The organism is Vreelandella mediterranea (assembly GCF_970647075.1).
This window is the reverse complement of the sequence record NZ_OZ310198.1, coordinates 722,485-737,133: the sequence shown is the minus strand read 5'-3', so window position 1 is coordinate 737,133 and position 14,649 is coordinate 722,485. Positions and strand designations below refer to the sequence as shown.

The following is a 14,649-nucleotide window of genomic DNA, read 5'->3' as shown; positions in this document are numbered from 1 at the left end:
CCTTTCAGTAACGATCACCCTTAAACAGCAAAGATCGCCACTACAAAGAGCCCTCCACAGTTCGCCCAAGTAACACCGCATAACGCGTACTACGCCCACCACCAGGCAGCTTGTAAAAGCAGCCCTTTTCCACCAACTCGGTCATATCTCGCGTGGCGGTCGCCTTACTCACCTTAGCCAGTGCCTGGTACTTGCGCGCATTGATACCTTGTACGAACTCTTCCCCCGCGTTATCCAGTAACCGATTGAGTATCTTGATCTGCCGCGCACTTAATACCGTGGTGGCATGGCGCTGCCAGAAATGCGTTTTCAGCAGCACCCGGTCAATACGCAATAGTGCCTGTTCGAGTGCCTCTTTGAGTGTATCCAGAAACCACGCAAGCCAGGGTGTGATATTCAGCCCGCCCTTCTGAGTACGTTCAAGATGATCGTAGTAGGCCTCGCGCCGGGCCATGATTGCCGCGCTGAGTGAATAAAAGCGCACGGACTGCCGCTCAGCCTGGGCCAGCGCTCGATCGGTCACTGCACGCGTAACGCGCCCGTTACCGTCATCAAACGGATGCAGTGTAATCAGCCAAAGGTGGGCGATACCGGCACGCACCAAAGGATCGAGCCCTTCCGGTGGATGATTGAACCACTCAAGGAACGCCTCGAGTTCCGCTTCCAACTGAGCACGCGGTGGCGCCTCAAAATGTACCTTCGGACGATCTATCCGACCCGAAACGACCTGCATGGGATGATCGCCGCGTAGCTCATTAACGCGTACCTCGCTTATCAGACCAGGACGCTGCACGAAGAGCAAAGACTGCCAGTGGCATAGCTGCTTCAGGGAGAGGGGATCATCGGGCTGATGGGTCGATTGAAGCAGCAGCTCGATCAGCGCTTCAGATTCCGGCGTGGTTCGGTGAGTAACGCCTGCCTGCTCTAACCCCAAATGGCGAGCCACCGATGAGCGCACGGACCCCACGTCCAACCGCTCCCCCTCGATCTCGCTAGTGCGAATAGCGTTCTGAATGAGCGCATCCATTTCCACGTTTAGATCCGTGTGTTCGGGTGTCGCATCCGTTCGACCGACCACACGGCCTTGCAACAGCCTTATGGCATTCAGCAGGGGGCGCAAAGTGGGCTCATCCCACTCGAATAAAGGCCAGTTGCGTTGCTCCCATATATGCATGAGCCGATTACCACGCTTATTCGAATCAAATTATGAGCCGATTATGGCGTTTATTCGGCTCAAACGCTAATCGACGGCAAAGCCAAAGTTGTCGGACGACCCACTGCATCGACTTTAAGTAAACCGCCATGAAGCTGACCAAAGCTACCCTGGAACCTTCATTCTCATAGAGCCGCTGAGTGTCTTCAGGTTCTCGAACGCCCTTGGTGACGACCAAACCCTCGCCAATCAATGAAATGGGCTGCGCAAAAAGTTATTATCCTGCTAAATAATTTCTCGGCCGAATTGATACACTTCCCTACCCTCTCACTGGACACGCTATGCACAACCTATGGATTCCCGTCGTCGCCATTTTCGTCGTGGCGGGCCTAATATTCGGAAGCCAAGCCTACTCCGAGGCCCAGCGCGATGCCCACATCGCCGCGACGATAGCCGAACGCCTTGAAAGCCAAGCACCGGCCGACATCTCTGACTTGGAGCGCGTCAACAAGGGCTATGGCGTGTGTGGCGACTACGCGCTTTCAGACGCCGAGTCCGGCCGCTTCTATTACAACAGCGCCACTAAGCGGCTAGCGCTTGGCACCGATGCCCCGCTGTATCAGGACAATTGTGTAAGCGTCGCTTACTGAACCCCTTGAAAGCTGTTTTTGATCTGTTAAGCAGTACAGTGGTTACGCTCCAGTATCTGATCCCGCCGCGCGTAATAATTACCGAACGGTAATTTAAAAGTAGCCGCTTTGCTTTATAAGCGTAAAAGTTACCGAACGGTAATTATGTGATTGCTACGTACCAAAACCGCGCCTATTATTACCGAACGGTAATCACAAGCAGGCGCCCTATGCCAATCGATAACGCCCCTTCCCCCACGACCATTCGCCAAAGCGAAGAGCTGGGCCAGTTGATCCGTAAACTCCGCACTGAACAAGGCTTGTTACAGATGGACCTGGCCGGCCTTGCAGGCACCGGCAACCGCTTTATCGTCGACCTTGAACGGGGCAAACCCACCCTGCAGCTGCAAAAGGTGCTGGATGTGTTGGACCTGATGGGGCTTGAGGTCGTCGTGAAGCGCAAAGGGGCTAATCGCCATGGCGAGTGACGCCACCCTAACGGTTTATCATGGCGAGAGACTCGTCGGGTGGCTTTACGATACCCAACCGCTGCGCTTCGAGTACACCCCAACATGGCGCGAGCATTCTGGTGCGGTCAGCCTCTCGCCGTCACTGCCGCTCTCGCAGCCGGTTCATGAAGGCGATGGCGTGTTGGCCTACTTCGAGAACCTGCTGCCGGAAGGTGATCTTCGCCATCACCTCGAGCTTCGTCATCACACCACGACCGTTTTCGGGCTGCTGAAAGCTATCGGTGGAGACACAGCCAGCGGCTTCACTCTGCTTTCACCCGATGAGTCCCCGGCTTTACCTAATTACCGGGTTACTCGCTGGGAAACTGTGGCGGAACACTTACAGAGGCACACACCCAGTTCTCTGTTTTCGCAGCAGGACGGCGAGCCGCGTATCTCGCTCGCAGGGGCGCAAAACAAGCTACTGTTGATGGTAACGTCGGATGGAAGCCCCGCCATACCAGAAGGGTCGGCGCCTTCCAGCCATATACTCAAGCCTGATATTCAAGGCTTTGAAGGTGTTTGGGCGAGCGCGCTCAATGAAACCTTCTGTATGCAGCTGGCCGCAGAGCTGGGGCTAAACGCCGCCGAAGCGAGCTACCAGCCCGACACCCGCGCCTGCCTGGTGCGCCGGTATGATCGTATTGCCGATGCAGATGGCAACTTGCAGCGCCTGCACCAACTCGATTTTTGCCAACTCGCCGGTACGCCTTCAACAATCAAATACGAAAGTGACGGCGGGCCCGGCTTGATACGCTGCCGTGACCTCTTGCAGCGACAGGGCGCACCGGCTAAAGACTTGCAGCGGCTGATCGGCTGGCTCTTCTTCAATCTATTGATCGGCAACAATGACAGCCACGCCAAGAACCTCGCCATCCTTTACACCCCTGATGGCCCACGGTTGGCGCCGTTCTACGACTTGATGAGCACCACGTTTTATAGCGGCCTTTCCAATCGCTTTGCGCTGAGCATCAACAATGAGGACCGCCCAGGCCACATCGAGCGTTCACACTTGGAAGCGTTGGCTCGCACGCTACGCTTTCAGCCACGCTATTTCCTACGCCAGGGCGTTGAACTCGCTGATTACATGCCAACAGCCATCGAAAAGACACTGGCTACGCTGAGCCCGATTGCCCGCCAAGGCACCGAACAGACGTTACTCGAGAGACTAACGAAGCGGTTATCCAGTAATCGCCGGAAACTCCTCCAGCGTTGGTCAGCGAAATAATGCACCGCCATTACGGTAATGTTAAGTGAAAGCAGGTGATTGACTTTAAAACCAAAAATTTACGATGGGCTGGCTTTCGAAGTGTCCATTAAGCCGGGGCATTCCAACCAGACAACCAGGCTGACAGAGGAGACATGTCTCGCCCGACACGAAAACCTCGCTCGGTTACACTAGCGTGAACGCCTCCCATCCCCTTCCCAACCTGTGATGCATTCATGTCCATTTCCCAACGCCCTTCGAAGCTGAGCCTGCCGCAGGTCAACCCCGGTGTGTCGACGGTGCTGGAGTATCTGCGGCTCAAGTTTCCGGCCATCGATGAGGCGACATGGCGTGAGCGCATGGCCACCGGCAAAGTGCATCGCGATGACGGCACCTGGATTACGCCGGCCTCATTCTTCAAGCCACAGCTTCGCGTGTTCTATTATCGCGAAGTAACGAGCGAGCCGAGCATTCCCTTCGCAGAGCATACTGTCTATCGCGATGAGCACATTCTGGTGGCCTACAAACCGCACTTTCTGCCCGTTACGCCCGGCGGGCGCTACGTAAACGAGTGCCTGCAACAGCGTCTGCGTAAAAGCACGGGGATCGAGGCGCTGCAGCCGGTGCATCGTCTGGATAGAGTGACGGCAGGACTGGTGCTTTGCTCGCTGAATCCCGAGACCCGCGCGCTGTATCACCAGCTGTTCAAGTCGCGACAAATTCACAAGACCTATCAGGCCATCGCCGAGGTAGACGGCAATACGTCATGGGTGGGTCGAGAGTGGGAGGTAAAGAATCGCATCGAGCCAAGCGAGAAGCGCTTTCGCATGCGGATTAGTGAGGGCGACGCCAACAGCCATTCGGTGATCCGCTGCGTGAAGCAAACCGACACCCAAGCGCTGTTCGAATTACACCCCGTGAGCGGGCGCCGCCACCAGCTGCGCCTGCACATGCAATCACTCGGCTGGCCGATTTTGAACGACCGCTACTACCCGGTGCTGCAGCCACTCTCGCCGGATGACGTTACGCGCCCTTTGCAGCTGCTCTCCAAGGGCTTCGCGTTCACTGATCCCGTGACCAATGAGCCCAGGTGCATTGAATACGATGGTGGCTTGACGCTTGAATAGCGCGGCGTTTTCACTCCCTTATCGTTTACTCCCCTAAGCGCGTCTCGAGCCGGACTGATCTTGCCCAGCAGCAGTGGGCACCCCGTTAAGGCAGTACATTAATACGAGGTGACCCATGGCAAGGCAAGCAGCTTCGATGAAGAAGACCCGTACCCGCTACTCCCAGGACTACAAGGCCGAGGCACTGGCACTCGCCGACCGTGTTGGCAGTAGTGCCGCCGCCCGAGAGCTTGGCCTTCAGCCCAGCCAACTCTACCAGTGGCGAGCCAAGGCCCAGCAGCAGCAAAGAGCTTCAGCACGTGAGCAAGCTCTGGCCGATGAGAACGCTCGACTCAAGCGACAACTGGCCGAGAAGTCGGAAGAGATTGAAATCACAAAAAAGGCGGCCGCGTACTTCGCCAAGCACCTCAAGTGAAGTACGCCTTCATCCACCAGCATCTTCAGACACTCAGCATCCAGCAGATGTGCGGCGATCTAGGGGTTGCTCGCAGTGGCTACTACGCTTGGCGGCAGCGTGACGGTGAACCGTCACCGAGGCGCGCCAGCAGGCGGTTCTCGATCAGCATCACCTGCTAGCCGCTAAGACTACTTCTTCGTATTCATAGCGAAGTGTTTCGTAACACTTGCTTTGCAATAATCGTTTATTATCCAGCTTAATAACATAAGCATCTTTTTTATACGAAGATAAAACATCACTATCCATAGCACAAAGAATCACTTGATACCCATTTGGAACGTTTTCCCTAATCACTTCAAGAACTTTTTTATATCTGTGTTCTGCTTGCTCCTGTTGATTAGGTGTATCAATAACGAACGGTGCCAACTCACAATGGGCGGCATATTCAATTTGGCGCAATATCGCCAACTGGTAAGCTAATGTTCCGCGAGTTCCTTCAGCCGCTCCTCCTCCTAGAATTTTCTTATAATCCACAGGAGAATTAACACCATTAAGATTCACGCCTTTAGCAGATATATTTTCGATATTTTTTATTAAATTACCCATAAATAGTTCATTTAAATCGTCTTTATCTTTCTTTTTCATAAGCTTTCGCTGATCTGCTTTGAGTTCTTTTTGTTGCTCTTGTGCTCGCTTAGATTTTAACTGGTAATTTTCTTTAGTTTTAGCGACGCTTTGATTCACTTTCTTTTGAGATACTGCGTAAAAAGCTTGCTCAAAACCAATCTCATTATCACTTTCCGCACTATCATATTGAGATAAATACTTATTATTTATTCTTTCAATTTCAAACGATACGGAATCAATCTCTCCAACCAGCACTTCTCTGGCTTTATACTTATCTTTTAAAATATCTTTAATATTATTTGCTTGTAACTCAAGAGCTTCTTTATCAGCTAAAAGTCCTGCTCGACTTAGAAGAGAATTATCATGCTCAGTACCGCACAAAGGACACTCTAACAAATCAGAAGCAATATTTTCCACCGCAAACATATAGTCTTTATTTAACTCTTTTGATGAAGCAACAGCGATAACATATTGTTGTTCTAAATCATGTATCTCATTAGCCAATATAGACTGTTGCTCGTATAGGCTAAACTGCTGGGCGGTGAATTCTTTAAGTTCACTTTCAATTTCAAGCTGAATTACTTCAAACTCAGAAGGAGTAATCGCGATAGTTTGCGTAGGTGCAACCTCTGCAAGCACTTCTATTGCAGCGCCAATACGATTAACCTTCTGGTTGGCAGCATGCTGTTGAGCCTTTTGTTCGTAGACCTCCTCTTCAATTTCAAAATATTTAGGAGTTAAGTAACCACAAAAGTATTTGATAAGATTTCTCCGAAAATTACTGTATTGAGAAAGATATTCAAATCCATTCCAAGGTTCATTCCAGCTTTTTTTCTGATCAATATAGAAAGGTAAAAAGTAAAAAGCAGGGGGAGGGCAGTCTAGGCTAGATTCTTTGTTCGCCAGAAGAAGGTCGAACCCTACAACCTTGGCAAAATCTTGAGAAAACTCACCAGTAATTTTAGAGTATTTTATTAATGGTTTACTTAGCTCTCCAAAAATTATAGTATTTTGATAGCGGCTAACAATATAGTTAACATTATTAACTTTAAAATAAAGAATAGCCTTCACATCATTTGATTTCCATTCATGATCAAAGTGTGGATCACAGCCGATGGCCCAAAACAAGCTCTTAACAAGAGTAGATTTACCTATACTATTATCGTTTCCGGTAACGAGATTGAATCTCTTCGGAAACTTGAACTGATTCGCAAGTTTTTTCGAATCGGATAATAGAACTAGTCGTTGAAATTGCAAGCCTTTCATTTTTTTGTCCCCTAAGATTTCTAATCAAGAGCTTATAATTTTTTTGCATCACTCATGCCTTTAATAAACAGTAGATAATTTCAACCAAAAGCTCATCTTGATCTTTAACTTTTCTCAATAAGCCATCTTTAACAGCCTGTTGTTCTAACGCCTCTACAAAATCCGCATCATTACTAAAGTTGTTTTCATTAATTTTGTTATAAGAATCTCTAAATAAATTAGTAATATCGATATCCAAGGCACTCATAAAACCTGCCCTTTGAAGAGCTAATAGTGACAACCGCCGTTTAAAACTGCGTTTTCTATTTGACCTCCAACCCATATCATTCACTAAGTCATCAAAGTCGTTTTTCATATCATCAACACAAGGGTGATTCGAATGCAACGTAATAACTTGATGCACATTTGTCGAAGTTAAAGATTTCTTTTCAATGAGCCTAGCCCAGTCTTTATAGTCGTACTCTAGACGGCCAATTCGGCCCATTTCGTCAACCACTGCCCGATAGATTGAAACTGCATTACACAGAGCTCCTGGAAAAAGCTTATCGACGAGTCGTGCAAAATTGGATAGCACGTAATCTTCTTGGTTTTTTAGTTGTATCTCAGGGATAATAAACTGCAAGTGCTCTGGCAATACAACTATACCTAACTCATTGTTAATATTCTGAGTCAGTGCCGCTAACTCATCTTCAGAAATATCTCCCATCTTAATAACATCGAGTTTCAATTCCTTATCTAGGGCCAAGCTAAAACCGCTAGATGAAACCAAGCCAATTTTTGTGATACGATTTTCATATTGATTATTAAGGCAAGAACCAAGCAACTTACCTAAAACTGAGCTCTTTAGTGTTTCCTTACTACCTTTTTTGCGTTTAGTTAATGAGTCTGCTGTAAACTTTGCAGATTGATTTTTCACTTGATAAAACTCAAATGTCGCTTTATCAGCTTCTAAGGCGTTTGAAATAACCACATCCTCATGATACTCTATGAGAATAGCGTACTCTTTCTGCTGCTCATGCTTTTTAATTACTTCGCATAAAGCCCAATGGAATTGAAAATTATATTTTCCAAAAGTGCTAGCGCCTGCGGACTCACGCTGAGCATCAGCAAGAGGATTATTTGCCATGTGCCTTATTCCATCTAAAGACGACTTTAATTGTCAACTTATGTCGTGTAACAGATTATTTGTATAATATAAGCTTATAAATACGTATTTCACTGACCTTTTCAATTTCCCAAGGGACAAGGGATATGCAATATAAGCCGATCTTTCAATCTTCAGCCAACAACGATTAGTATTTTTGCTATTCACTTTATCCATTTTATTCTATATAAAATATATATTTTAATATAAATCTTGATTATAGTGGCTTTCTATTTCTTGCGGTTCTTATATTAAAAGCTTATTATTTTTTTAGTATGCCTTATATTTCAGCCCAACCAGCCTAAAAACAAATAATTCTCGAAGATAACATGAAAGACTTTTTTACGCTAGCCTCAACCAATCATAAATCTAACGATCGTCTTTACCTCTAACTACTGTTGCTACTAAACATAAATTGAATGTCTAAATTTTAAATTATTATTTGATTTATCAAGCTTTTTTTACAAAGTAGTCATACACAAACCAAAAGTTTAATGATAAAAAAACCCGCCTTCCGGCGGGTTTTTACGAACAGAGCTAATGAGTAAAACTCACTCCCACTCAATCGTCGCCGGCGGCTTGCTGGAAACATCATAAGTCACCCGCGAAACTCCTTCCAGCTCATTGATCACCCGATTGGACACCTTCTCGAGCAGCTCGTAGGGCAGGTGCGCCCAACGAGCGGTCATGAAGTCGATGGTTTCGACCGCGCGTAGCGCGATGACCCATTCGTAGCGGCGGCCGTCGCCGACCACGCCGACGGATTTCACCGGCAGGAACACGGCAAAGGCTTGGCTGGTTTTTTCGTACCAGCCGGAGGCGCGCAGTTCTTCGATGAAGATGGCGTCGGCTTCCCGCAGAATGTCGGCGTACTCTTTTTTGACTTCGCCCAGAATACGCACACCCAGGCCCGGCCCCGGGAAGGGGTGGCGGTACACCATGTCGTAGGGCAAGCCGAGTTCGAGACCGAGTTTGCGTACTTCGTCCTTGAACAGCTCGCGCAGCGGCTCGACGAGCTTGAGCTTCATGGTTTCCGGAAGGCCACCCACGTTGTGGTGGGATTTGATCACATGCGACTTGCCGGTTTTGGAGGCGGCGGATTCGATCACGTCCGGGTAGATGGTGCCCTGGGCCAGGAAATCCACGCCATCGATCTTGCTGGCTTCTTCATCGAAGACGTCGATGAAGGTGTTGCCGATGATCTTGCGCTTGGCTTCCGGGTCGTTCTCGCCTTTCAGCTTGTCCAGGAACAGGTCTTCGGCGTCGACGCGAATCACCTTCACGCCCATGTGGTTGGCGAAGGTTTCCATGACCTGGTCGCCTTCTGCCTTGCGCAGCAGGCCGTTATCCACAAATACACAGGTGAGCTGGTCGCCAATCGCCTTGTGGAGAAGTGCCGCGACGACAGAAGAGTCCACGCCGCCGGAAAGACCCAGCAGCACGTGGCGGTCGCCCACTTGCTCGCGTACGCGCTCGACCTGGTCTTCGATGATCTGCGCCGGGGTCCAGCGCTTTTCGGATTTGCAGATATCCAGCACGAAGTGCTCGAGCATCCGCTGGCCTTGCAGCGTGTGGGTCACTTCCGGGTGGAACTGCACGCCGTAAAACTGCTTCTCTTCCCACACCATGGCGGCAATCGGGCAGCTGGGCGTAGACGCCGTCACGGTGAAATCAGAAGGCGCTTCGGCCACCTTGTCGCCGTGGCTCATCCATACGTCCAGCAGGCCTTTGCCGGTTTCGGTATCCACGTGGTCCTTGATGCCGTTGAACAGGGCATTGTCCGCGTCGATGCTGATCTGGGCGTAGCCAAACTCGCTCTTATTCGAACCCTGCACCTTGCCGCCGAGCTGCTCGGCCATGGTCTGCATGCCGTAGCAGATGCCAAATACCGGCAGGCCCATTTCGAATACGGATTGCGGCGCGCGGGGCGACTCCAGTTCGGTGACCGATTCCGGCCCACCGGCAAGGATGATGCCGTTGGGGTTGTACTCGCGAATCTCCTCTTCGGTGATATCGAAGGCGCGCACTTCCGAGTAAACGCCGATTTCGCGGACCCGGCGGGCGATCAACTGGGTGTACTGGGAGCCGAAGTCGAGAATCAGAATCTTGTGGGCGTGAATGTCTGTCATGGCGGTATCTCTCAAGCAGTGTAGGCGCGGCCGCTAAGGCTTTTACAGGGGCTCTAACAAGGGCTATAAAAAGCAAGCGACGGGCCAGAGCCCGCCGCCGTTTAACTCAGGTGCCGGTTAGCCCACCCGGTAGTTGGGGGCTTCCTTGGTAATCTGCACGTCGTGAACGTGGGATTCGTTGAAGCCGGCGCCGGTGATCTGTACGAACTCCGGCTTGGTGCGCATCTCTTCGATGTCGTGGCAGCCGGTGTAGCCCATGGAGGCGCGCAGCCCCCCCATCATCTGGTGAACGATGGCGCTCATCAGGCCCTTGTAGGGCACGCGGCCTTCGATGCCTTCCGGCACCAGCTTCTCGGCGCCCGCGCTCTTGTCCTGGAAGTAACGGTCCGCACTGCCCTGGCTTTGCGACATCGCCCCCATGGAGCCCATGCCGCGGTACGCCTTGTAGGTCCGGCCCTGGTAGAGTTCGACCTCGCCCGGCGCTTCTTCGGTACCGGCCAGCAGGCCACCGACCATCACCGCACTGGCACCGGCGGCAATCGCCTTGGCCAGGTCGCCGGAGAAGCGCACGCCGCCGTCGGCAATCAAGGGAATGTCGAACTCCTTGAGCGCAGCGGCCACGTTGGAAACCGCGGTAATCTGCGGCACGCCCACACCGGCGACGATACGCGTGGTGCAGATAGAACCGGGGCCAATGCCCACTTTAACGCCGTCCGCGCCCGCTTCGGCCAGCGCCTTGGCGGCTTCGGCGGTGGCGATGTTACCGCCCACCACTTGAATGTCCGGGAAGTGCTGCTTCACCCAGCGGATACGGTCGATCACGCCCTGGGAGTGGCCGTGGGCGGTATCGACGATCACTACGTCCACGCCGGCTTCGGCAAGTGCCGTGATGCGGTCGCCGGTTTCCGGGCCGGTGCCTACGGCAGCACCCACCAGCAGGCGGCCGTCGGTGTCTTTCGCGGCGTTCGGGTAGGTGCGGGCTTTTTCGATATCCTGGAAGGTTACCAGCCCGCGCAGGTGGAAGGCATCGTCGACGATCAGCATTTTCTCGATGCGGTGCTCGCGCATCTTGGCCTTGCTGGCTTCGAGATCAGTGCCTTCAGCGACAGTGACCAGGCGCTCGCGCGGGGTCATGATGTCGGCAACGCTGTCGCCCACGTTGGGCTGAAAGCGCATGTCCCGCTCGGTCACGATACCCACCAGGGTTTCGCCTTCGACCACCGGGAAGCCGGAGAAGCCGTATTCGCGGGCCATGGCCAGCAGATCTTCGAGCTTCGCCTTGGGGCTCACGGTGACCGGGTCTTTGACGATCACGCTTTCGTGCTTTTTGACCTTGCGCACTTCGGCGGCCTGCTGGCTCATGGTCATGTTCTTGTGAATGATGCCAATGCCGCCTTCCTGGGCCATCGCAATCGCCAAACGCGCTTCGGTCACCGTGTCCATGGCGGCGGAGACGAGCGGAATATTGAGCGTGATATTGCGGGTCAGGCGGGTTTTGAGGCTGACGTCGTTGGGAAGAACGTCGGAGAAGCCAGGAACGAGGAGTACGTCATCGAACGTAAGCGCTTCTTGGGCCATACGTAGCATAGCGGCAACACCCAATGGAAAGTGGGAAGATGGGGCGTGGTAAAGTTAATCGACCATTATAGCGTTTCGAGGGCCTCGCCATCAATGTGGAGGCTGTATCCGGGTGAATAGCGCTTGGCTATAGCGCCCCGGTTTTGCCACGGTGCCCTACTTTGAGGGCGCCTTCCCTGGGCGCTTTTCGACACCCGGCCTGGTCATTCCGGGCTTGGCAGCAGCGAACGGTTCGCTTCGACCAGCTCCATCAATACTTCGATAAAGCCTTGCGCGGCGGGGGTTAGTTCCTGGCGGCGAGAGGTCAGCACGCCAATGTCGCGGTAAAGCCTTTCGCGAATGGGTATGAGGCAAACGTCCTCCCGGCGAAACATCAGCTTGAGCGAAGACGGCAAAGCACTCACGCCGATATTGTTGGCGACCATGCCCAAAATGGTCGATTGATACCCCGCCACCTGCACCGGTTCCATCGGTTTACCGGTGATCGCAAAGCCCTGCTCGGTTAGCCGGCGCATACTGGTGCGCGCTTTCATGGCGATGAACGGCCACTCGACGATCTGATGCCAGCTCACCTCCTCCTCCCCCGCCAACGGGTGGTTCGGCGCGCAGACGAAATAAAGATAATCCTTGTAGATCGGATGGAAATTGACCTCCTCGGAATGGGTGGGCGCCACACTCACGCCGAAATCGACGTCGCCGGCCATCACCTGTTGATAAATCGGCTCGTCGCTCTCCTCCAGGTACTCCGTGCCTATTTGCGGGTAGCGCTTTTGAAACTCCGCCATGGCCGCCGGTACCAGGCTGCCTCCCACCGTCAAAAGTGCGGCGAAACTGATTTGGCCCTGCTGGCCTTTAGCGAAGGCGCGCATGCTTTGCAGGCCACGATCCAACCTTGAGAGCACCCGCTCGGCTACTGGCAAGAACTCTCGCCCGGCGGCGGACAAACTCACGTGTCGCGTGGTGCGCTCGAACAAGCGTACGCCCAGCATCTCCTCGAGCTGACGCACCAGCTGGCTAAGCGACGGCTGAGACATGTGAAGCTTTTCAGCGGCTTCGGTGAAGCTACCCAAGTCGGCCACGGCGATGATGGCTTCGAGTTGGCGGGCGGTCACGTTATTCATTGGCAATACCAATCAATCCATCTTTTATTCAAATTTATACAATCAATGCTTAAGCGTAATCTACTTACGTTCAATACTCTACCGAGGCAGCGCCCATGCTTAAGCAAGTGATCGATCTTCACGAAATTCTGGATACCCCCAGCGCCTGCGGGGAGCGGGTCAAAGAGCATCTAATCGCCTGCGGCGCGGCGCCGGAGAGTATTCGCGTCACCCGAGTAGAGTCCGAGAAAGGCGCGAGCGATTTTTTGCATATCACCGTGGCAGGCCACAGCGGTAAGCAGGCGGGCAAAGAGGCCCCTACGCTTGGGGTGATCGGCCGCCTGGGCGGCATCGGCGCCCGCCCGGACATTACCGGCTTCGTATCCGACGGCGACGGCGCGCTGGCGGCCCTGGCCGCCGCGGCCAAGCTGATCGGCATGGCAGCCAACGGTGACCAATTAGCCGGCGATGTGATCATCACCACGCATATCTGCCCGGATGCCCCCACCCGCGAGCACCACCCGGTCCCGTTCATGGATTCGCCGATCAGCTTCGAGGATACCTGGGAGCACGAGATCGACACCGCGATGGACGCCATCGTCTCGATCGATACCACCAAGGGCAATCGCGTGATCAACGTGCGCGGCGTGGCCATGTCGCCGACGGTCAAGCAGGGCTACATCCTGCGCACCAGCGAAGACCTGATGGATGTCTTCTCCCGGGTGACCGGCCGCTTGCCCGATATTTTCGCGCTGACTCAGCAAGACATCACGCCCTACGGCAACGGCCTGCATCATCTAAACAGCATCCTCCAGCCTGCGGTGGCCACCCAGGCGCCGGTGATCGGCCTGGCGCTGTCGGCCGAAACCGCCGTTGCCGGCTGCGCTACCGGCGCAAGCCATGAAGTCGATATCGAACAGGCCGCGCGCTTCGCCGTCGAGGTCGCCAAAGACTTCACCGCCGGTATCTGCCAGTTCTTCGATGCCGAGGAGTTCGACCGGCTCATCGCGCTTTACGGCGAGCAGACTCACTTTCAGCAAGGGGGCGCTCGATCATGAGCACGACCAACCCGCGGCTGGGCATCGTGACAATCGGCCAGGCGCCGCGCACGGATCTTCATGACGACCTCGCGGCGCTACTCGCCGCGAACGTCGAGGTGATCGAGCGGGGCGCTCTGGATGAGTGGTCTTTGGAAGAGATCGAACACCGCTACCCCGTTCCTGAAGAGGCGCAGGTACTCGTCTCGCGCATGCGCGATGGCCGCCAGGTCACCATCGCCGAACAGGACCTGGAGCCCTTGCTGGACACAGCGATCCGCGCGATGGCCGAGGACGAGCGGGTCGATGCCATCGTCGTGCTGTGCACCGGCGAGCTGCCCGACTACCGCGAACTCCCCGTGCCCGTTCTCTCACCCAAGCGGATGGTCCGCCACGGCCTTCAAGCGCTTTTTCCCAAGGGCAAACTGCTGGTGATGAGCCCGGAGCCGCGCCAGATGGCCTACGCCCAAGCGCGGTGGGAAGAAGCGGGCTTCAAGATCGAGATGCTCAGCGCGTCGCCCTACGGCGAAACACAGGAACTTGAGCGCGCTGCCCGGGAGGCCGCCTTGCTGAAAGGCGAGGCGCTCTACCTTGACTGCATGGGGTACACCCTGGCCCAGCGCGCGCGCATCGCAAAGCTCTCCGGCCACCGCACGCTGACACCGCGCCAGCTGGTCTTCAGCGCCGCCAATCTGCTCTTGAGCTAGCCGACACCTTCGCTACATAAAAAAACACGACATCGACAC

Annotated in this window: 12 protein-coding genes and 1 pseudogene; 7 read left to right on the top strand and 6 right to left on the bottom strand. The window is 53.5% G+C overall.

Features of this window, described 5'->3' with window-relative positions; translation table 11 throughout:
* Positions 1 to 40: 40 nt before the first annotated feature.
* Positions 41 to 1,174 carry a Fic family protein gene (locus ACWFVE_RS03485; RefSeq protein ID WP_447527899.1) on the bottom strand — a complete coding sequence of 378 codons (1,134 nt, stop codon included), beginning with the start codon at positions 1,172 to 1,174 and terminating at the stop codon, positions 41 to 43.
* A 320-nt stretch (positions 1,175 to 1,494) separates the two neighbouring features.
* Between ACWFVE_RS03485 and ACWFVE_RS03480 the strand changes: the two genes are divergently transcribed.
* From ACWFVE_RS03480 to ACWFVE_RS03460, 5 genes and pseudogenes are all read left to right on the top strand, one after another.
* Entirely contained in the window at positions 1,495 to 1,803 is a 309-nt protein-coding gene (locus tag ACWFVE_RS03480; RefSeq protein ID WP_447527898.1) for a hypothetical protein, read from the top strand.
* Positions 1,804 to 2,012: 209 nt separating this feature from the next.
* Positions 2,013 to 2,270, top strand: coding sequence for a helix-turn-helix transcriptional regulator (locus ACWFVE_RS03475; protein WP_447527897.1), 258 nt, complete (start codon positions 2,013 to 2,015; stop codon positions 2,268 to 2,270).
* Entirely contained in the window at positions 2,260 to 3,519 is a 1,260-nt protein-coding gene (locus tag ACWFVE_RS03470) for a HipA domain-containing protein (protein WP_447527896.1), read from the top strand. Before ACWFVE_RS03475 ends, ACWFVE_RS03470 begins: the two co-directional genes overlap by 11 nt.
* Before the next feature lie 215 nt (positions 3,520 to 3,734).
* A complete protein-coding gene (locus ACWFVE_RS03465) occupies positions 3,735 to 4,625 on the top strand; it encodes a pseudouridine synthase (RefSeq protein ID WP_447527895.1) in 891 nt (296 codons plus the stop codon).
* A gap of 115 nt (positions 4,626 to 4,740) precedes the next feature.
* A pseudogene (locus ACWFVE_RS03460) lies at positions 4,741 to 5,141 on the top strand (transposase); the annotation flags it as partial.
* A 49-nt stretch (positions 5,142 to 5,190) separates the two neighbouring features.
* On the opposite strand, the gene ACWFVE_RS03455 reads toward ACWFVE_RS03460, so the two are convergent.
* The 5 genes from ACWFVE_RS03455 to ACWFVE_RS03435 form a co-directional block, all read right to left on the bottom strand.
* Positions 5,191 to 6,915 carry a hypothetical protein gene (locus ACWFVE_RS03455; protein WP_447527894.1) on the bottom strand — a complete coding sequence of 575 codons (1,725 nt, stop codon included), beginning with the start codon at positions 6,913 to 6,915 and terminating at the stop codon, positions 5,191 to 5,193.
* A 52-nt stretch (positions 6,916 to 6,967) separates the two neighbouring features.
* A complete protein-coding gene (locus ACWFVE_RS03450; RefSeq protein WP_447527893.1) occupies positions 6,968 to 8,041 on the bottom strand; it encodes a DUF4297 domain-containing protein in 1,074 nt (357 codons plus the stop codon).
* Between the two features lie 569 nt (positions 8,042 to 8,610).
* On the bottom strand, positions 8,611 to 10,188 hold the full coding sequence (gene guaA / locus ACWFVE_RS03445; protein WP_447527892.1) for a glutamine-hydrolyzing GMP synthase: 1,578 nt from the start codon (positions 10,186 to 10,188) through the stop codon (positions 8,611 to 8,613).
* 117 nt (positions 10,189 to 10,305) lie between these two features.
* Positions 10,306 to 11,775: an IMP dehydrogenase gene (gene guaB / locus ACWFVE_RS03440; RefSeq protein ID WP_447527891.1), complete on the bottom strand. Its 1,470-nt coding sequence runs from the start codon at positions 11,773 to 11,775 to the stop codon at positions 10,306 to 10,308.
* 194 nt (positions 11,776 to 11,969) lie between these two features.
* A complete protein-coding gene (locus ACWFVE_RS03435) occupies positions 11,970 to 12,887 on the bottom strand; it encodes a LysR family transcriptional regulator (RefSeq protein WP_447527890.1) in 918 nt (305 codons plus the stop codon).
* Positions 12,888 to 12,982: 95 nt separating this feature from the next.
* Between ACWFVE_RS03435 and ACWFVE_RS03430 the strand changes: the two genes are divergently transcribed.
* The gene (locus ACWFVE_RS03430) at positions 12,983 to 13,924 is read left to right on the top strand and encodes a DUF1177 domain-containing protein (protein WP_447527889.1); all 942 of its coding nucleotides are present in this window, start codon (positions 12,983 to 12,985) and stop codon (positions 13,922 to 13,924) included.
* A complete protein-coding gene (locus tag ACWFVE_RS03425; RefSeq protein WP_447527888.1) occupies positions 13,921 to 14,610 on the top strand; it encodes an AroM family protein in 690 nt (229 codons plus the stop codon). The genes ACWFVE_RS03430 and ACWFVE_RS03425 overlap by 4 nt, the downstream gene beginning before the upstream one ends.
* Positions 14,611 to 14,649 lie beyond the last annotated feature (39 nt).

Bases quoted from the DNA above. Each gene is read 5' to 3' on its own strand.
- ACWFVE_RS03470 (WP_447527896.1), top strand. From the start codon at position 2,260: ATGGCGAGTGACGCCACCCTAACGGTTTATCATGGCGAGAGACTCGTC.
- ACWFVE_RS03450 (WP_447527893.1), bottom strand. From the start codon at position 8,041: ATGGCAAATAATCCTCTTGCTGATGCTCAGCGTGAGTCCGCAGGCGCT.
- ACWFVE_RS03425 (WP_447527888.1), top strand. From the start codon at position 13,921: ATGAGCACGACCAACCCGCGGCTGGGCATCGTGACAATCGGCCAGGCG.
- ACWFVE_RS03430 (WP_447527889.1), top strand. From the start codon at position 12,983: ATGCTTAAGCAAGTGATCGATCTTCACGAAATTCTGGATACCCCCAGC.
- ACWFVE_RS03455 (WP_447527894.1), bottom strand. From the start codon at position 6,915: ATGAAAGGCTTGCAATTTCAACGACTAGTTCTATTATCCGATTCGAAA.
- ACWFVE_RS03465 (WP_447527895.1), top strand. From the start codon at position 3,735: ATGTCCATTTCCCAACGCCCTTCGAAGCTGAGCCTGCCGCAGGTCAAC.
- ACWFVE_RS03435 (WP_447527890.1), bottom strand. From the start codon at position 12,887: ATGAATAACGTGACCGCCCGCCAACTCGAAGCCATCATCGCCGTGGCC.
- guaB (WP_447527891.1), bottom strand. From the start codon at position 11,775: ATGCTACGTATGGCCCAAGAAGCGCTTACGTTCGATGACGTACTCCTC.
- ACWFVE_RS03485 (WP_447527899.1), bottom strand. From the start codon at position 1,174: ATGCATATATGGGAGCAACGCAACTGGCCTTTATTCGAGTGGGATGAG.
- ACWFVE_RS03475 (WP_447527897.1), top strand. From the start codon at position 2,013: ATGCCAATCGATAACGCCCCTTCCCCCACGACCATTCGCCAAAGCGAA.
- ACWFVE_RS03480 (WP_447527898.1), top strand. From the start codon at position 1,495: ATGCACAACCTATGGATTCCCGTCGTCGCCATTTTCGTCGTGGCGGGC.
- guaA (WP_447527892.1), bottom strand. From the start codon at position 10,188: ATGACAGACATTCACGCCCACAAGATTCTGATTCTCGACTTCGGCTCC.